Consider the following 19446-nt stretch of genomic DNA (forward strand, 5'->3'; position numbering starts at 1 on the left):
CTTATTTAATTCGAATACGGGGGTCAACTATGCTTAAGGTAATATCCGAAATCAAAGCCCCGATTATGGAAGCCGCTCCGTACAATAAAACCAGGGAAGTTACGACGCTGAAATCTCGCAAAGAGATCGAGCTAAGGAACAACTGGCCCATTCCCGGATAGCTGAAAATATTCTCGATAAATATCGTCCCGCCGATCAGTCCGGTAATCTCGTAACCGAAAAATGCGGCGATAGGCAATAACGAATTTCGCAAAATGTGCCGATTATACACGCGTGCCTCCGAGGCGCCCTTTGCTCTTGCGGTAATAATGAAATCCTTCTGCTTCGTGTCGATAATCTCGCTGCGCAGATATTGAACCGTTGTCACCGTCGTAATTAAAGCCATGGATATAGCCGGCAACAACAAGTGGTATATTTTGCTCGCTACGTATTGAACGGTTCCGGGCTCCGTCCCCGGTTCAACGCTGCCTCCGGTCGGAAACCAGCCGAAGTGAAAGCCGAACACCCATAACATCAGTAGGGCAAATATAAACAACGGAGCCGCAAAGCCTATGTAGGTATAGCCCGTTATTAGCCGATCCGCCCACGTGTCGTTGAATCGTCCGCTAGTGATGCCGAGCGGAATTGCGATCAGATAGGTAAGGATTAGAGTAGCTAGCGATAACCAAACGGTGTTCATCATCCGCTGACCGATCAGATCGGACACCGGCATTTTGAAACGGAACGACTGCCCGAAATCTCCTTGCACCGCCTGCGTAATCCAATCCCAATATTGCACGTGCCACGGATTGTTAAGACCAAGCCTCACGCGTTGCGCATCCATTGCGGCCGGATCGATGCTCGGATCGAGAAGACCCGTCAACGCATCGCCTGGCATGGCCTTAGCCATAAGGAAGACGAGAATGCTCAATAATAAAATTTGCGGGATCATAATGACCAATCTTCTTGCTACCGTCCTCCACATCGTCCTCAACCTCTCCCAGGCAAAGCCACGAAATGCGTCTCTGAAATTGGTTTTAACGGATACGCCAAGCCGTCTTCGCCGAAATAGTTTCCATAAGCTAGCTCGTATTCGGTTCTAACCTCTTCGCGGAACTTGTATTTTTCTTCCCTCTTGGTAGGATCGATATCGGGTATGGCCGAAATCAGACGCTTCGTATAGATGTGTTGCGGGTTATCGAAAATATCGTCGGTCGTACCCTGTTCCACGTAGCGTCCCTTGTACATAATGCCGATCTGGTCGCACATATGGCGAACGATTCCGAGATCATGGCTGATCAATAAGTAAGTGAGGTTAAATTCCTTCTGAATATCCCGCATAAAATTCAACACCTGCGCCTGTACGGATACGTCTAAAGCGGATACAGGCTCATCCGCGATAATCAGCTTCGGCTTCAGCGCGATAGCTCTGGCAATGCCGATCCGCTGACGTTGCCCGCCGGAGAATTCATGCGGGTATTTCAGAATCGATTCCGGCGACAGACCTACCTGCTCCAGCAGCTGCTGAACGCGAGCCTTCTCTTCGCTTGCGGACAACCTCTCGAAATTACGCAAAGGCTCGGAGATAATGTCCAGCACCCTTTTCTTCGGATTCAGCGAGGAATAAGGATCTTGGAAAATCATTTGAATGTCCCTGCGAAATGCCCCCTGCCTCTGCAAGTCGCCTGAAGTCAGTTGTCGCCCTTCAAACGTCACGCTGCCCGACGTAATCGAATTCAGTCCGATAATCGCCCGACCCGTAGTGGTTTTGCCTGAGCCGGACTCGCCTACAAGTCCGTAGGTTTGACCTTGCTCTATATCGAAATGAATGCCGTCTACGGCTTTGATCGGCTGGGTCTTCCTGCTGAACAAGCCGCCGCGGTTTGGAAAATGCACCTTCAAATCACGAACCTCAAGGAAGGACATGGCGAAGTTCCTCCTCTTTCGAGTCCGGGAAACGGAAGTGTTTATAGCAGCTGCAACGAACCCAATGCCCCGGCGCAATCTCATGCATGATCGGCTGCTCCTCATGCGCGGATTCGTCGATCCAAGGAATTCTTGATCGGAAACGGCAGCCCTGACGCGGAAGATTCTGCAGGGAAGGAACGATGCCTTGAATGACGTGAAGTCGAGACTTCGTTTCGCCGGCAGTCGGAATAGATTGGAGCAATGATCTCGTATAGGGATGCCTAGCCTTCGAGATCAAGGTATAAATATCGGCAATCTCCACGATTTGTCCGGCATACATAACGGCAACCCGATCCGCCATTTCGGAAACGACTCCTAAATCGTGAGTGATTAGGACTATTCCGGCTTTGCTGTCGGCCTTCAGCTTCCTCAGCAGCTCGAGAATCTGCAATTGTATCGTGACATCGAGCGCGGTGGTCGGTTCATCGGCGATAAGCAGCTTAGGCCCATTCGCGATGGCGATCGCGATAATCACTCTCTGGCGCATCCCTCCGGACAACTCATGCGGGTATCGGCCATATGTATGCTCGGGACGGGGAATTCCCACTTTTGCTAATAGCTCGACCGCCTTATCGGCTCTATCTTTCCTCGATAGCTTAGGCTGATGAAGAAGAATGACCTCTTCAATCTGGGCGCCGACGATCATCAGCGGATTTAATGCCGATAGCGGGTCTTGGAAGATCATGCTCATGTCCTTTCCCCTTAGCTTATTGAGCTTAGAGGGAGACAAACGCGCAATATTGTGACCGTTGAAATAAATATCTCCTTCCGTCTTCGCCCTCGTGTGGAGGCCCATGATCGAATAAGCTAGCGCGCTCTTACCTGAACCGGATTCGCCTACTATGGCAAGAACCTCGTTTTCCCTGACGGATAACGTCACATCGTCTACTGCCGCATAATATTGATCTGCAATTCGGAACGAGGTCGTTAAGTGTTCGATTTGTAGTAGAGCTTCATTCAAGGGAATCCTCCTATCGACCTCTAGTACTATAGTCTTAGTTTTCTCAATATTCTGAATATTAAAGTCGGAATAGTCCCAGATTTTAGAGCGAAATGAATGCGGAAAATGTCACTTTATGTGGGATTATATCTCCTTAATTTTGGATTCAACCCTTATTTTATCCATATGCTAATGTCAAACTTACATGTTGTCAAGCTAAATGTTACTAATCCATATAATATACTTCGTAATTTTTGTAATTATTTCCCTAAGAATAATTGGTGATATTTATAGCTCCGTTGCTCGAAATATTCGAGCATCTCTCTCCGTTCTCACCTCCACGGGGGTCCTTTGAAAGCTCAAAACAATACAAAAACAGAGCAAGGCGGATTTCTCCGCCTTGCTCTGCTTTGTTTTATTTACAGCTTCGCTTTAATATCCATTACATACTTCACGACTACGGCGAACGCTCCCACGTAATAAGCGATCAAAACAATCCAGCCCGTCGAATCCATAATGGAGATCCCTGCTAGTACAAACAGCGGCAGCACGTAGTAGACGATATCTTTCAAATAGCCCAGCACGGGTTCATGCGACAGCTTGCCACCGGTGAGCGATTTGAATAAACCGATCAGAAAATCGACGGCCATTGAGCCCAATACAACCCACATTGCGATTTCCATCCAATGAGTAAGCGTACCTATCACTTTGCATCACCTCCTCGCAGGAGGATTACTGCTCGATGTTAGTATATGCCGCTTGACCTATGGTTGTACCTCGCAGCCGCTGATCGGGCAACCTTACCTCGCCGCGAAGAACGCCCAATCACCGACTCTACTTTTCGATTTTACCCGTATCCACGACTTCGAAGTCGCTTCCCTTAATCTTGCCGAGATCGTGCAGATCATCGTCGTCCCAGCGAGGGTTCGGCACGCCGCTAAGATAGAGATTGCTGCCGTTATCGGCCACGATCATTCCGTACTTCTTCAACGCTCGAAGGATCGCTTGGTTCGTATCCGAGAACCCGGAAATATCGTAATCCGAGCGTAGCCGCAATCTCAGTCCCATCGGCGGAAGATTCGGATCGGCGCTATTCGAGGCGTAATGGCTGGCAGGCGCGATAAACCCCTTCTGCGTCTTGCTGACCGTAAACCGCAGCGCATGGTTGATCTCTCCGGCCGATGCTTCCTCGTAACGGACGAGCCCGGGGAAAATCGGCAGTCCCGCTGCATCCGCCGACGTCCAATTTTTCGGTCGCTGCGCGTTGGACTTCAAGTCCCACTTGGCTCCGTTCGAAGCCGTCCAGCCATTGTCCGACGGACGCGCATTGTATAGCTCGTATAGCAACTGATTGTCCTTATCGATAACGATGACGTGACGATCGCCATCGCTATTCGGACCGCCCTCGATCGGCGCATTCAATGGGATCGGATAAGGGCCCGGATCGCTTTCATCCGCGTAATCCGTGAACGTAACCTTCATTTTAGCTTGGTCCTTACCGACGATCGTATATGGAATTCCGATAGGCGCACCGTTCCATTCCGTTCCGAAATCCGCGTGAACGCCAATATTCGCGCCGATCGAGGCAATGAATTTCTTCGAATCCCCGTGTACGGGATAACCCGAAATATCCGTATTCCAAGGATTATTCTTCGGGAAAACTTGCAGCGCCGTCGGAGTTGCCGGAGTATTCTCCGAAGGCTTCGGCTCGCTTCCGATATAGACGGAGTTCGTCGAATTTACCCATTCTACCGGCTTTCCCAACGAATCGGCTACGAACCTAAGCGGGACGTAAGTCGTATTTTTATAGATAAAACCCCGGGTATCCTTGGAGGGCTGCTTGTTTACTCCGTCGAAATAATAGCGAATATCGCGGAAATCGACTTTAATCGACCCGGTTGCCGCATACGCGATTCCCGAGAAAAACACGCCGCCGCACAGAAAACCGATCGTTCCCGCTTTCCAGCTTTTCCATCCTCTCATCGTACTCCTCCTCCTCCTCATCATCATCTCATTCCTAAAGATAACGAATGGCCGTGCCGTAGGCTTGAACGAGTTGCGCCGCGATGTGCGAGACAATAATACCGATGACCGCGTCGCACTCGGGGATCGCCCCTCCGGCTTGTCCCAGCCGTTGCAGCACGATTCCGGGAGAGTCGCTATTGATCTTGCCTGTATAAACGGTACAAATAATTTCGTATGGTCTGGGCAAAGAATGCACGGTATAGACCGGTACTTCCCGTTTTGATTCCGGTACGGACGATTGTTCTTTTTTGCCGAACATGGTGGGTTCCCTCCGATTCTTAAGCGGATAATTGATCTAGCATAATGGCTCAATTGTACGTTGGGATACTATGAGATGGCAAACAATACCCATCGCGCTAAGCCAATCTATCGCGAGGTCATCATCTCCAATAGCGATGTTATTTAATGTACTTTTGATGCACATTCAAGATGTATGCTGGATAAAGATGCTTTTCATTCCTATTGGTCTATTCTTGTTCTCATTTGTTTAAGAATTCGAGCAATAATGATGTTCTTCATCCTACTTTGGTTCTAAAATAACTTATTAGCTTGAATAACGATGATTACCATTCTACTTACCTTGAAAATCAGCCTTTGGCACCGAATAACGGAGACCTAAGCAGTAACCTTTCCTTTCTCAATAAAATTACACACGATAAGCGTAGGAATACATCTTCAGGAAGAAATGGAAGTGTTTTATGCTAGGTTAACATCACGATATTTCCAACATCCATGAGCGCGGCAATACACGGCAAAGGAGGTTATAGGCAACGGCATACAACCTTGCGGAGAAATGAAAGCGCATTAATGAGTACAAATATCATACGTGGAGGTTATTTATGTTATCCATGAACGAATCGCTGAAAAGGAACCCCATCGTCATTATGTTCTTGGCATTCGTTGTGCTGCTATCGCAGCTTACTCTTTACCCTTCCTCATCTTCCGCTGCAGGCGGTCCTAACCTCACTCTTGGCAAAACCATCACGGCAAGCGGCCAATCCGACGTATATACGCCGAATAACGTGAAAGACGGCAATCAGGCCACGTATTGGGAAAGCACGAACAACGCGTTTCCTCAATGGATCCAAGTCGATCTCGGCGCGAATACGACTATCGACCAGGTCGTGCTGAAAATCCCCGCCGGATGGGAAACTCGAACGCAAACGCTGGCCGTCCAAGGCAGTACGAACAACACGACGTTCTCGGACATTGTAAGCTCGGCCGCTTATGTATTCAACCCTGCGGTTGCGAATAACTCCGTCACGATCAATTTTACCGCGACGAGCACGCGTTACGTTCGCCTGAATATTACGGCGAATACGGGCTGGCCAGCCGGGCAAATCTCCGAGTTCGAAATTTATGGCACAGCTTCGCCGACGCCTACTCCAACGCCGACGCCTTCGAATGTTTACCAAGCCGAATCCGCAGCATTGACTGGCGGGGCGAAAGTAAACACCGATCATACCGGCTACTCGGGGACGGGATTCATCGATGGATACTGGACGCAAGGCGCAACGACGACGTTCACGGTGAACGTAGCGGCAGCAGGAAACTACAATGCAACGCTGAAATATGGTAATGCGAACGGTAACGCAAGGACGGTAAGCCTCTACGTCAACGGAACGAAAACCCGTCAATCCTCGTTGCCTAGCTTGGCGAACTGGGATACATGGGGCAATAAGGTAGAGAACATTACCTTGAATGCCGGTAACAACACGATCGCGTACAAATATGACTCCGGTGACACAGCCAACGTCAATCTTGACCAAATCGTTTTAGACCCAACGTCTCCAACGCCTACACCTACACCAACGCCTACACCAACACCTACACCTACACCAACGCCTACACCTACACCAACGCCTACACCTACACCAACGCCTACACCAACGCCTACACCAACACCAACACCTACACCAACACCAACACCTACACCAACACCAACGCCACCACCGGGCGGCAACATTGCACCGGGCAAGCCGATAACCGCATCTTCCTCAACTTTCACGTTCGTGGCTACGAACGCCAACGATAACGATACCAACACCTATTGGGAAGGCGGCGGCAATCCGAGCCAACTAACGATCGACCTGTTAGCTAATCAGAACATCACTTCCATCGTGCTGAAATTGAACCCCGCTGCGGCTTGGGCAACAAGGACCCAAACGATCCAAGTGCTCGGCCACAACCAGGATACGACGACATTCGGCAACCTGGTCTCGGCGCAAACGTATACGTTCAATCCATCCAACGGCAACACTGTCACGATTCCGGTTACGGCAACGGTAAAACGTCTGCAATTGAACATCACGACCAACTCCGGTGCCCCGGCAGGTCAGATCGCCGAGTTCCAAGTTTTCGGCACGGCTGCGCCAAACCCGGACTTGACGATTACGGGCATGTCTTGGACGCCGGCTTCTCCGCTCGAGACGAACGCGATTACTCTTAGCGCGAACGTAACGAACATCGGCAACGCCGGATCGCCCGCCTCTACCGTCAACTTCTACTTGAACAACCAGCTGGCAGGCTCTGCACCGGTTAGCGCCCTTACAGCCGGCCAGTCGGCAACGGTATCTTTCAATGCCGGGTCTAAAAATGCGGCAACTTACGCCGTCAGCTCCAAGGTTGACGAGAGCAACACCGTCGTCGAGCAGACTGACGCGAACAACGCCTTCGCGAGTCCGTCGTCGCTCGTCGTCGCTCCCGTGCCTAGTTCCGATTTAGTCGCGACGACGACGTGGAACCCAAGCAATCCAAGCGCGGGCAACACCGTCACCTTCACGGCTACTCTGAGCAACCAAGGCAACATCGCTTCGGCGGGCGGCGCTCACGCTATTACCTTAGTGCTTAAGAACGCAGCCGGCGCAACCATCCAAACCTTGAGCGGTTCCTACAGCGGCGCATTAGCCGCCGGGCAATCCGTCAATGTCGGTATGGGAACGTGGACGGCGGTCAACGGCAGCTACACGATAACCTCCACGGTTGCGGTCGATGCGAACGAAGTCAGCATCAAGCAAGCAAACAACGTAAGCACGACTAGCCTCTATTCCGGACGGGGCGCTAACATGCCTTTCACCGTAATTGAAGCCGAGCTGCCTTCCAACGGCACGAACGGAACGAGATTGGCTCCGAACTTCGCTCCCGGCGACTATGCCGGCGAAGCCTCCGGACGCTCGGCGGTATATTTGGACGCGAACGGAGAATACGTCGAGTTTACGCTGACTTCTCCGGCCAATGCGCTCGTCCTGCGTAACGCCGTGGCGGATAATACGACGGGAACGGTCGGTATCTATGCCGATGGAGTAAGCAAAGGCAAATTCAATGTAACCTCCAAGTTCTCTTACTTGTATGCATCGCCAACTACGCTTGGTCGGCTCGGTTACGACAATTCGGGCACGAAAGCTTACTGGCTCTATGAAGATTCCCAGCTGATGCTCGATCAAGTGTATCCGGCGGGTACGAAGATCAAAATCCAAAAAGACGCCGGCGACGTCTCTTGGATCTACGTCGACATGATCGAAACGGAAAACGTCGCTCCGGCGGCTTCCAACCCCGATCCGAGCAAATACGTTCAGGTTTCGGCTACGAAATCCATTGAGACGGCGCTGAACGAATTCAGGCAGGATCCCGCCAAGAAAGGGATCTTCATTCCTGAGGGAACGTGGACCATCACCAATAAAATCTTCATCTATGGACGCGCTACCGAAATCATCGGCGCAGGTCCATGGCATACCAAGCTGACGGCTCCGCAAGACCAATCCAACTCGGACGTCGGATTTAACATCGCTTCGAGCGCGAACGGTTCGACCGTCAAAAACCTGTCCGCTTGGGGCAACTATATTAATCGAGTAGACGGACCGGGTAAATTCATCGACGGCAACGGCATGCAGAACGTTACGATCCAGAATGTATGGGCCGAACACTTCGTCTGCTTGTATTGGGGAGTCAACTCTTCCTACAATACTTTCCGCGACAACCGCATCAAAAATATGTATGCGGACGGAATCAACATGACGAACGGTTCGTCTTACAACATTATCGACAACAACTATGCTAGAGGGACAGGGGACGATTCCTTCGCCTTGTTCAGCGCGGTCGATGCCGGCGGCTCTTACAACGTAGGAAACGAGTACACCAACCTTACGGCTGTTGCCGTAAGACGCGCCGCTGCTTTCGCGGCCTATGGCGGCTCGGATAACTTGTTCCAGAACCTCTACGGCGCCGACACCCTGACTTACCCCGGAATCACGATCAGCAGCTACAGCTTCGGATACAACACCTTGGGCTTCGGTGACGTGGATACGGTATTCGACGGAATTACGTTAGACCGGACCGGCGGAGATTTCTGGACCAGCGTCGCGGCGGACGACAAGATCAACGATTACCAGAACTTCGGAGCGATCTGGTTCTACGTCGGCGACCGGGCATTCAAAAATATCCTGGTCAAAAATATCGATATCAACAATTCGGTTTATTTCGGATTGATGTTCCAGACGATGCATCCGAATGCCCTTACGATGCAAAACATTCGCGTAGAGAACGTCAACATCAATAATCCGGTCCGCTACGGCATCAAGCTTGTCGCTAGAGCGGAGCAAGGCCAAGGACCGGTTATCGGCTCGGCAAGCTTCACGAACGTTAAAGTGAACAATCCGGGAATTACGTCCATTTACGGCGAAGCTCTTAGCCCGAACTTTACGGTCAACAGAGTCTCGGGCAACAACTGGTGATGCGGCGTTAAAATGAAAAACAGCTCACTCGGATACCCGAGTGAGCTGTTTTTATGTTCTGCAATGGCAGCTTAACTTATGAACCGATTAATCTATGAGCCAATCTCAATGCCGTACTCCCGCCGAGTAGCGAATTGAGTATATCCTGCGCGTCGAAACGCATTGGCCATCGGAATGTTATTCACGTCCGTATCCGCTCGAATGACTGCGGCCCCGGCCTCTTCGAGGATTAACGTTCCTCTGCGCAACAGAACATCGATATAACCGTGCCCTCTTTGCTCCGGGACAACGCCAATGTATCCGATCGTGGAAAAAGTAGGACTTGAAGCCGGCATCACCAAGCCAACGAGATCACCGCTCGCCGTATAAGCCAATTGCCACCACTCAGGTTCATATTCCATCTGCTGAAGATCTTGAAAATAGTCCCTAGCATGATTCCCCGACCCTTTAAGGACTAATTCCCGTTGCTCTCGACGGTCCAATATGGCACTGCTTACCCGCTCGATAGCGTTGATATAGGCCGCCTCGCCGACTTCGGCAAGCGTTCTGAATACCAGGCCTTTGCTATCCGGTTCGTTCTGCGCAATATCAGGGGGCTTCCGCTCGAATCGATAGGTTTCGCGATTAAGCCGAAATCCGACATGCTCCAATAAGTTCGCTCGTTCTTCCGGATTCCCTTGCCATTGAGGGGCCACGACCGGAGCGTCTAACACATAATCTATTATCGTCGCTCCTAATTCCTGCATATCCGCAAACGTCTTCTGCAGCAATAACCGACCGATATCCATATAATCGCTATTGTTCCAAGACATATCCAATAGGACCATCGCAAGCGGCTTGCCGACTTTGGGAAGCGTCCAGAAGGCTACCCTTCCGAGCGGTCGTTCCTCATCTTTCACGATATAACACCATTCCGCGCGGATAGATCCGATTGCTATCATTTGCTCCAGGTATTGCTTAACTTCGGCTTCATGACCGGAGGCGCTGCCGATTTCAATAAAAGAGTCGATCTCCTCGGGCAGAATCCGATGAACGTTCAATATCCGCATTCATCCCCATCCTTATGTAACCACCTATATAATTATTAATGGTTACACATCCAATATAGCACGCCAAAATATGCCTGTAAATCAAATTTTTCCGCTAAGCGACTGCCATAGACCGAAGGCTCGGTTAAAGGATAACGTATGAGCCGAAGTACCACTATATAACAAAAGAGCCTCCCGCTTGTTTCTTGAGAGGCCCTTTTGTTGTATATTCATGCCCTACTTAATCTTTGTTCAGGAATCGGTTCACTTCTCCGGCAAATTCGTGCGGGTACTGGAACAAGAAGCCGTGGTTCGCATCCGGGTAGATGATCAACTCCGCATTCGGAATATGGCCGGCTAACAGATAGGAATTCACGGTCGGAACCATGATATCGTTATTGCCGTTGGCGACGAGGGTCGGTTGACCGATTCCCGCTAGGCGTGCCAGCTTGCTCATATCCGGAATGGCCCAGTTGATGATCGCTTCGGCTTGAGCATCGCGCACCTCTAATGTTGGCCACTCATCGCGATCCTCCGTCCGGGTGAAGATACGTCCAACAAACTCCTGACCCTTGGCTTGACTGGTCGGCGTTGGTGCGAAGAAGAGGAAGAACACGTCTTCGGCGCCTTGGACATCCTTGTATGCATGACCGCGAATCTCTTCGTTCCATCCGTGCATACCACGGCCGCCCTGCGGCCCGGTTCCGGCAAGAATCAACCGGCGAACAAGGTGCGGACGAAGGAGCACGACTTCTTGGGCGACAAAGCCGCCAAGCGAGAAGCCGAACAGATCGACCTGGGTCAACTCCAGCGCATCGATGAATGCTAATGCGCCTTGGGCCATTTCGGTAACCGTACGCGGAGTCGTTCCCGTCGAGCGTCCAACGCCGCTATTGTCGAAGAGAATAACCTCGCGTTCGGCTGCGATGTTATCGACGAGCGCCGGATCCCAGTTGTCGATATTGCCTCTGAAGTGCTGGAGGAACACAACCGGCGTGGAACCGGTCTTACCGAAGCGCCGATAGGCGAAGGTTGTATTATTTTTTGAATTAACGGTTAAGATAGGTGCAGTGTACTGGGACATTTTTGATTTCTCCTTTTTTGAGTAGACCGGTCGTCTACTGATCATGATCGATTACTGACTTTTTACGGTCAGTATCATTGGGCACTGTGACTTTTAGTTCAATAAATCGGTGAAGATTGTGGTAGCGCACTGATCTAGAGGTAAGCGAGAGCGCGTAACCTTAGCCTGAGCGAGTGAACCCTCGATGCTGGCGACGATATGGTTGGCCAATCTCAAGGGATCCGAATTCGTAGTGATTTCACCCGCCTCCCTTGCCGAGGTAATCGCCGCTGCTAGTTGGGTCACCCATTCGCCAATGGATTCTGCGACGACACTTGATACGAGCTCGCTTTGCGATGGCATTTCAGTCGAGAAATTCCCCAACAAACATCCTCTCCCGAAGCCGTCTTGCTCGGCCGTATCGATTATTCCGTCGATATGGTTGTGAATACGACGCAAGGGGGATTGTTCCGTGGTGGCTAATAGCTCCACATGAGTCCCGCGAGCGTACCTCTGTACCGTCGCTTCGGCGAGCGCTTCTTTACTTGCAAAGAAGTGGTAGAACGACCCTTTCGGTACGCCTGCAGCTTTCGTAATATCAAGCACGCCGGTCGCTGTATAACCACGCGAATGGAACAACTCGAGCGCGGCATCGATAATCAATTCCCGGGTATTGGGACTCATATACAATTCCCCTTTCTCTTATCCTTCATCCATAATAGACCGGTCGTCTCAAAATTGCAAGACCTTTTCGCAATGCTATGTTAATGAAAACCTATGAAGTAATTAGCATTATGTTGGATAAAGAAGGAAACGCAAAGATGAACGCGCTTTAGCATACGGTTTTTCTCGTTTTAGTCACCAATAGTCGCCTCATTTGAATTTTACTTTGTTAACGATGCTGTCGTAGTATGAAGCCCGGGAGTGGTCTTTCACTAGCTCCGGGACTTCTTTTTTATGGCTCAAGCAAGGAGGAGCGAAATGGTTATTGTTTGCGTGTTTGCGGTGGCCTTCTTCATCTATCTCGTATATGCGCTGCTGCATATCGAAAAATTCTGAAATCGGTTTGATTATGGAGGGGCTTGTAAGATGTCGAATTATAGCCATTATCGGATGAACGGTAGCTTATTTCTCAAAGCGTTGAGGGATAGCGTATGGAAGCTTAACCCGATCGTGTTGCTTAAAAATCCGGTAATGTTCGTCGTAGAAGGAGGGGCCGTTCTTGTCCTTCTCATGATTTTATTTCCTGATACGTTCCATACGGCGGGTAGGCAGAGCTACAATTTTATAGTCTTCCTCATTCTTCTGTTCACTATCCTATTCGCCAACTTTGCGGAGTCATTAGCGGAAGGAAGAGGAAAGGCGCAAGCCAACTCGTTGAAAAAAACGCAAAAGGCTTCAAATGCGAAACGTCTGCGGAAGGATGGCACTCAACAAATCGTCCCTTCCTCGGAGCTCCGCCGAGGGGATCTGATCTTAATCGAGATTGGCGACTTCGTCCCCGGAGATGGGGAAGTCGTGGAAGGAATCGCGGCAGTCGACGAATCCGCGGTTACGGGAGAATCTGCTCCCGTGCTGAAGCGGGCGAAAAGCGATTTCAGCTCGGTAACAGGCGGTACGCAAGTAATCAGCGACTGGATCAAGGTCAGAATTACGGCAGATCCAGGAGCTACCTTCCTCGACCGGATGATCACGCTCGTCGAGGGAGCCAAACGGCAGAAATCCCCGAACGAGGCAGCCTTGAATATATTGCTCGTTATTATGACGATTATTTTCATGATTGTCGTCATTACGCTTGTGCCGATTGCAAGCTACATAGGAATCACGATAGAAACATCCACGCTGATCGCGCTCCTTGTCTGCCTGATCCCGACCACGATCGGTAGCCTGCTATCCGCGATCGGCATTGCCGGAATGGACCGCGTAACGCGATTTAACGTGTTAGCCATGTCGGGGAAAGCGGTCGAGACGGCGGGAGACATCAGCACGATCATCTTGGATAAGACCGGTACGATTACCTATGGCAACCGCAAGGCGTTCCGCTTCATCCCGCTCTCCGGAGTGACCGAGAGCGAGCTTGTCGAAGCAGCCGTTGGCACGTCGCTTTACGACGAGACGCCCGAAGGTCAATCCGTTCTGGAATACGCCAGAAATCTTGAATATACGTGGAACGATGAAAAATACGGCGGTGGCGCTATCGTGCCCTTCTCGGCGGAAAGCCGGATGAGCGGACTAATTCTTCAGAATACCGATTATTATAAGGGCGCAGTCGAAGAAATCAAGGCTCATATCGAGAGAATTGGCGGAAAGTCTCCGGATCTGGCGGATAGTTTAAGCGAGGAAATCGCCAGGGAGGGCGGCACGCCTCTAGCCGTGTGCAAGGGTAACCGTATGCTTGGTTTCATTTATTTGAAGGATACGATCAAACCCGGGCTGAAGGAAAAGTTCGACGAACTGCGGCAAATGGGCATTAAGACAATCATGTGCACGGGAGACAACCGCGTCACCGCAGAGACGATCGCCAGAGAGGCGGGCGTGGACGAGTTCATCGCCGAATGTAAACCGGAGGGGAAAATCCGAGTTGTCATAGAAGAACAAGCGAAAGGTAAAATGGTGGCTATGACGGGTGACGGCACGAACGACGCTCCGGCATTGGCTCAAGCGGATGTCGGCATCGCGATGAACAGCGGTACGATCGCGGCCAAAGAAGCAGCCAATATGATCAATCTGGACTCCGATCCGGCTAAGATCATTCAGGTTATCTTCATTGGCAAGCAGTTGCTTATCACGCGGGGGGCGCTAACGACATTCAGCCTCGCGAACGATTTCTCCAAATACTTTGCCATCCTGCCCGCTATTCTCATGGGAGTCATTCCGCAAATAGAAGTGCTGAACATCATGCATCTATACTCGCCGGAGACGGCGGTCTTGTCCGCTCTTATTTTTAACGCCTTAATAATCCCGGCTCTTATTCCGATTGCCATGCGAGGCGTGCGGTTTAAACCGATGATTGCGGAAAAACTGCTGCTGAGGAACATCCTGATCTATGGAATCGGCGGAATCATTATTCCCTTCCTGGGAATCAAAGCGATAGACATGGTATTGCAGATGTTCTACTAGAGAGAGGCGTACCCTATGAAGTATACGATCCAAATCAAGCTGATGATCTCATTCACGTTGGCGGCTTTATTGCTGGGGCTTAACGGGCAAATGTGGTACAGCTTCGCCCAGAGACTTCATTCGCAAAGACTTAGCGATGCGAGCTTCGAGTCCGAGCTGCTTCAATCGCTCGGAGTTACGGTCGGTTTGTTTGCTCTTGTCATTATTATCGGATTGCGGGCATCTCGTGCCATCTCCAAGCCCGCGGCTAAAATCGTGGAGAGCTTGGAGATCTTGTCATTAGGCAACCTCCAAGAAGCCGAGCTTCGGCTTCTTCAACGGGATGAGCTGGGCGATGCAGCCAAGGCTTTGAACCTGCTCAGACGTAACTTGCGCAGTCTGATTCGAAGAGTGGCAGACTCCTCCTCCGAGTTAACGATCGGAGTCGATACGCTGAACGAATCCGCGGACCAGACGGTCCGAACGGCCAAGCAGATCGGGGATGCTACTCAGACTATCTCCTTAGGCTCGGAAAGGCAGGTCGATCGCGTAGCCGTGACGGTGAATTCTTTTATGCAAATCAATAACGGACTTCAAAAAATTGCCGAATTCTCCGAGACAGTCGATAACTCCGCGTGGAGCGCGGTGAAGGAGGCGGAGGCGGGAAACGAAGTCATCCGCAGCAATGTCGAGCAGATGAAGTCGATTCAGACGGCATTCGGACGCTCCGCCGACATCGTCCGTAATTTGGGCGAGCGATCGGAGGAAATCGCCCGTTTCGTCAGCACGATCCAGGACATCTCGGATACGACCAACCTGCTGGCCCTTAACGCTTCCATCGAGGCGGCCCGCGCCGGCGAACACGGAAGAGGCTTCTCCGTCGTAGCGGATCGAGTGAAACAACTTGCCTATGAGTCCAAGCAAGCCACCAGGCAGATCTCCCAACTCATCGCTTCCATTCAGAACGAGATTCGATTGGCGTTCGAGACGATGCAAACAAGCCGAACCGAGGTTCAGACGGGAATGAATATGATGACGGAAGCCGGCCAGTCGTTCCAACAGATCCTTCACGCTATTCACGATGTCAGAGAGCGAAGCTTACAAGTTCGGGATATTACCGAGGAAGCTTCCTCGCAATCGACTAACATTGCATTGACCTTTACCGAGCTGGAATCCATCGCCAGGACAGCCTGGGAAAGCTCGGTTGGAGTCGCTAACTTCTCTCTTAATCAAGCAACTTCCATGGAAGGGTTGTTCCAAGCGACCGAATCCTTGCAGAAGATGGCCTCCGAATTAGACGATTTAGTCCATAGGTTCAGAACTTAATAAGAGGAAATGGAGAAAAATATAATCGCACGCCTCCCTAGCTTCCGCTCCCGATGATTCTTGTTATCTTATCGAAGGATTTCCGACATCTTTCGTAGAATATACAAATAAAGTAAAGATTGCTGATCATCTAGCGCAAGTAGCGGAGGCCCCACGGTGATTGTAAAAACGAAACTCTCTATTCCCCATATACACGGTACACTTGTTCCTCGTCCAAGGTTGACGCTTAGGCTCAACGAGGGTCTAGAGACCAAGCTAACGCTTGTTTCCGCTCAAGCCGGTTACGGCAAATCGACGGCGTTAAGCCAGTGGGCTCAATCGTGTAGCCTTCCCGTAGCATGGATTTCTCTGGATACGCAAGACAATGATTGGATCCAGTTCTGGAGTTACGTGACGGCTTCCGTCGAAGCCCTTATTCCCGGCTTCGGACATTCGGTATTGCCGTTATTGAAGGAAGGCCCCTCTTCCCCATCAGTCTCATCCCCGTCTTCGGAGCCCGCGATCAAGACGCTTCTGAACGAATTAAATCGGATTACGCAAGATATCGCGCTTGTTATCGACGATTATCAGTTCATTAACCTTCCCTCCATTCACCAATCCATGGCTTACTTTATTGAACATTTGCCCCCTCTATTTCACCTCTATATCGCAAGCCGAACAGAATTGACTATTCCGACCGCAAGACTTCTGGCTAAGGGACAACTTCAACGCGTCACGACGGATGATTTAAGATTTCAGTTGGATGAAAGTTTCGTCTATTTCGAGAATAGGGCGGACTTGTCCCTCACGAGGAAACAGACGGCGGAGCTGCTACACCAGACGGAGGGGTGGATCAGCGGATTACAGCTTGCTGCGATCTCGTTGGGGAGAAGCTCAAATCGGGAGGAGTCTCTTCGGCGATTCAGCGGAAGGACGCGGCATATCTCGGATTATTTGCTTGAGGAAGTGTTCGAGAATCTGGCGGAGCCGTTGCGCTTCTTGCTCGAGACGTCTATTCTGACGCGAATGAACCATTCCTTGTGCGAAGCCGTAACGGGTCGGAACGATTGTCAGGCTCAGCTCGCAAGGCTGGAGCAGCTCAACCTGTTCATTATTCCGCTTGACGAGGAGCGATATTGGTATCGTTACCACCACTTACTGTCAGACTTTCTGCGGCACGCCTTCTCGATCCGCGATCCGGACAAGCGGGCTCAAGCGCATGCTAGAGCCGCGCATTGGCTGGAGAGCCAAGGCTTCGTCGAAGATGCGGCTGAACATTACTTAGCGGGACGACGGTATGAAGATATCGTTCGGTTGATGGAGCATCGTCTTCTCGAGTTGATTCACAAAAAAATGATCGCGTTAAGCGGTTGGGTTCTGCAAGTACCGGAAAGCTTCATCATGCAGCGTCCTATGGTCGAAATGTTCTATCTACTCTTATTGATTGCAATAGGACAATGGGAAGCAGCCTCCGCTAAGATAGACTTGGCCAAAGCCCGCTATGAAGCGCTTAAGGAGACTCTGAACGAGACCGTTTGGCAAGAACTCATGGGCAACGTTTACTTTCTATGCGGGGTCTCATCCTACTTGCGCAAGGACTTGGCCGACACTCAAGAATACTTTTACTTGGCCGATCGCCATTTGCCGAATGGTGGCCTGTTTACGGCGATCGGGAACAACAATCATCACAGCTTCGAAGAGTTCGATGATCACTTGGCCTTCATTAACGATCATCACGGGTCTGCCTCCTTCCTGACGGCCATGTTCCGTATTTGGCGGCTCGGAGACGGGCATCCGTTAGCAGGACCGCTCTATGCTACATATAGTAAGCTACTCTATGAGTGGAATCGGCTGGACGAAGCTGCCGCTTGCATCGGTCAGGTGCTCAGACAAAACGATACGCCTCTTATCGGGCGAACCATGCTCCACATTTACATAAGCGCTTCGCGAATCGAACAGACGTTAGGAAATCAGACCCGAGCCGCGAATCTGTTGGAGCAAGTAAAATCAAGGATCGATTCTCCGGATTATGACTTATACGTGCGCAAGATCGAAGCGGAGCAAGCCTGTCTAGCCATACGACAAGGAGATATTCCATCCGCGACCGCCTGGCTGGATCGGTGCGGTATGACGTATTCGGACGAAATCTCGCTTGGTGCGGTAGCCGAGCATCTGGCTCTGTCCAAGGTGCTGGCGGCATGCGGACGCGCCGAAGAAGCCTTAACTTTGTCTGAACGTCTGGATGCCTTGTTATTCAAAGAAGATCGACTCCGTGACCGGATCAAAGCCATAATCATGCAAAGCATGTCGCTGCATGCCATCGGACGATTGGAAGAGGGGCTCGTTCGACTGGAAACGGCTTTGGTATTGGCAGAATCGCAAGGCTTCATCCGCAGCTTCGTTGACGAAGGTCCGGGTATCGCCGAGTTGTTAGCCATGCGCCTTAACAAGCATCCGAGCGACCGGTATGCGCAACGGTTGCTGGCAGCGATCGATGTTGTACCCGATTCCCGACCTCGGATTCGTGCCAAAGTGACCTGTTTTAACCGGTTTAAGGTGGAAGCAGGAACACCGGGCGGAGAGGAAATAAAATGGCGTACATCCAAGGCGGAGGAGCTATTCGCTTATCTTGTCCATCATCGGGGAGAAGCCGTAGACAGGTATCGGATAATGGATGCGTTATGGGGAAGCGAATCGGAGAAGACCACCGCCTACTTAAATACATCGGTTTACTACTTACGCAAAAATTTAGCCAGCATCGGAATTGAAGGCATCCTTCAGCACAATAGAGGTTATTACCGCATCGACGTCGGAGATTTGGATTGCGATTACTTGCGATTTCATAGCTTCGTCTCCTCGGGCGAGTCTATCGACCATAGTAATATTCGCGACTTCGAGGACATCGCCAAATTATACGCGGGACATTACCTGGAGAAGAACCATTACGCTTGGGCCGAAGAGGCAAGAAGAACCGTCGAGAACGATTACGTGGTTCTCCTGCTTAGGATAAACGACTATTATACGGGTGAAAACGATTGGTCGTCAGGGATCAAAATGTTGAAAACGGTGCTTAAGCTCGTGCCCTGGAACGAGGAGATTCATGCGAAGCTCATTCGTGCGCATCTGGCGAATAACGATCGATTATCTGCCATGAAACAATACGATGCGCTAAGAAGAACACTTCAAACTGAATTCAAGTTGGAGCCGGGAACCGAAGTAAAGAAGATGCTGAATATCAAATAGCGCGGATGACAAATTTCGATAGAATCAGAGTTTTGATTTGTCATTTACATATGGTGGAAATCCATA

Annotated in this window: 13 protein-coding genes; 4 read left to right on the forward strand and 9 right to left on the reverse strand. The window is 50.8% G+C overall.

Annotated features, from left to right (window positions below):
- Nucleotide 1 precedes the first annotated feature (1 nt).
- The 6 genes from opp4B to DFP95_RS21220 form a co-directional block, all read right to left on the reverse strand.
- Nucleotides 2-964 carry an oligopeptide ABC transporter permease gene (gene opp4B, locus DFP95_RS21195; RefSeq protein WP_115994694.1) on the reverse strand — a complete coding sequence of 321 codons (963 nt, stop codon included), beginning with the start codon at nucleotides 962-964 and terminating at the stop codon, nucleotides 2-4.
- Nucleotides 965-969: 5 nt separating this feature from the next.
- Complete coding sequence (locus tag DFP95_RS21200) at nucleotides 970-1905, reverse strand: ABC transporter ATP-binding protein (RefSeq protein ID WP_115994695.1); 936 nt, start codon at nucleotides 1903-1905, stop codon at nucleotides 970-972.
- Nucleotides 1892-2908, reverse strand: coding sequence for an ABC transporter ATP-binding protein (locus DFP95_RS21205; RefSeq protein ID WP_115994696.1), 1017 nt, complete (start codon nucleotides 2906-2908; stop codon nucleotides 1892-1894). The genes DFP95_RS21200 and DFP95_RS21205 overlap by 14 nt, the downstream gene beginning before the upstream one ends.
- A 398-nt stretch (nucleotides 2909-3306) precedes the next feature.
- Nucleotides 3307-3594 carry a hypothetical protein gene (locus DFP95_RS21210; RefSeq protein ID WP_115994697.1) on the reverse strand — a complete coding sequence of 96 codons (288 nt, stop codon included), beginning with the start codon at nucleotides 3592-3594 and terminating at the stop codon, nucleotides 3307-3309.
- Nucleotides 3595-3721: 127 nt separating this feature from the next.
- The gene (locus DFP95_RS21215; RefSeq protein ID WP_181907548.1) at nucleotides 3722-4870 is read right to left on the reverse strand and encodes a stalk domain-containing protein; all 1149 of its coding nucleotides are present in this window, start codon (nucleotides 4868-4870) and stop codon (nucleotides 3722-3724) included.
- A 34-nt stretch (nucleotides 4871-4904) separates the two neighbouring features.
- On the reverse strand, nucleotides 4905-5171 hold the full coding sequence (locus DFP95_RS21220; protein WP_115994699.1) for a hypothetical protein: 267 nt from the start codon (nucleotides 5169-5171) through the stop codon (nucleotides 4905-4907).
- A gap of 580 nt (nucleotides 5172-5751) precedes the next feature.
- Between DFP95_RS21220 and DFP95_RS21225 the strand changes: the two genes are divergently transcribed.
- Nucleotides 5752-9642: a discoidin domain-containing protein gene (locus tag DFP95_RS21225; RefSeq protein WP_115994700.1), complete on the forward strand. Its 3891-nt coding sequence runs from the start codon at nucleotides 5752-5754 to the stop codon at nucleotides 9640-9642.
- Between the two features lie 92 nt (nucleotides 9643-9734).
- On the opposite strand, the gene DFP95_RS21230 is transcribed toward DFP95_RS21225, so the two are convergent.
- The 3 genes from DFP95_RS21230 to DFP95_RS21240 form a co-directional block, all read right to left on the reverse strand.
- Complete coding sequence (locus DFP95_RS21230) at nucleotides 9735-10691, reverse strand: GNAT family N-acetyltransferase (protein WP_115994701.1); 957 nt, start codon at nucleotides 10689-10691, stop codon at nucleotides 9735-9737.
- 220 nt (nucleotides 10692-10911) lie between these two features.
- The gene (locus tag DFP95_RS21235; RefSeq protein WP_220376431.1) at nucleotides 10912-11754 is read right to left on the reverse strand and encodes an alpha/beta fold hydrolase; all 843 of its coding nucleotides are present in this window, start codon (nucleotides 11752-11754) and stop codon (nucleotides 10912-10914) included.
- 93 nt (nucleotides 11755-11847) lie between these two features.
- A complete protein-coding gene (locus DFP95_RS21240; RefSeq protein WP_115994703.1) occupies nucleotides 11848-12417 on the reverse strand; it encodes a TetR/AcrR family transcriptional regulator in 570 nt (189 codons plus the stop codon).
- Nucleotides 12418-12822: 405 nt separating this feature from the next.
- On the opposite strand from DFP95_RS21240, the gene kdpB reads away from it, so the two are divergent.
- The 3 genes from kdpB to DFP95_RS21255 all read left to right on the forward strand — a co-directional run bounded on the left by kdpB (nucleotide 12823) and on the right by DFP95_RS21255 (nucleotide 19380).
- Complete coding sequence (gene kdpB, locus DFP95_RS21245) at nucleotides 12823-14853, forward strand: potassium-transporting ATPase subunit KdpB (protein ID WP_115994704.1); 2031 nt, start codon at nucleotides 12823-12825, stop codon at nucleotides 14851-14853.
- A gap of 15 nt (nucleotides 14854-14868) precedes the next feature.
- Nucleotides 14869-16158 (forward strand): methyl-accepting chemotaxis protein, encoded by a 1290-nt coding sequence (locus DFP95_RS21250; protein WP_115994705.1) that lies wholly within the window; start codon nucleotides 14869-14871, stop codon nucleotides 16156-16158.
- A gap of 156 nt (nucleotides 16159-16314) precedes the next feature.
- Nucleotides 16315-19380, forward strand: coding sequence for an AfsR/SARP family transcriptional regulator (locus DFP95_RS21255; RefSeq protein ID WP_115994706.1), 3066 nt, complete (start codon nucleotides 16315-16317; stop codon nucleotides 19378-19380).
- Nucleotides 19381-19446 lie beyond the last annotated feature (66 nt).

It is taken from the genome of Cohnella lupini, assembly GCF_003386205.1.
In the GTDB taxonomy this organism is placed as follows: domain Bacteria; phylum Bacillota; class Bacilli; order Paenibacillales; family Paenibacillaceae; genus Cohnella; species Cohnella lupini.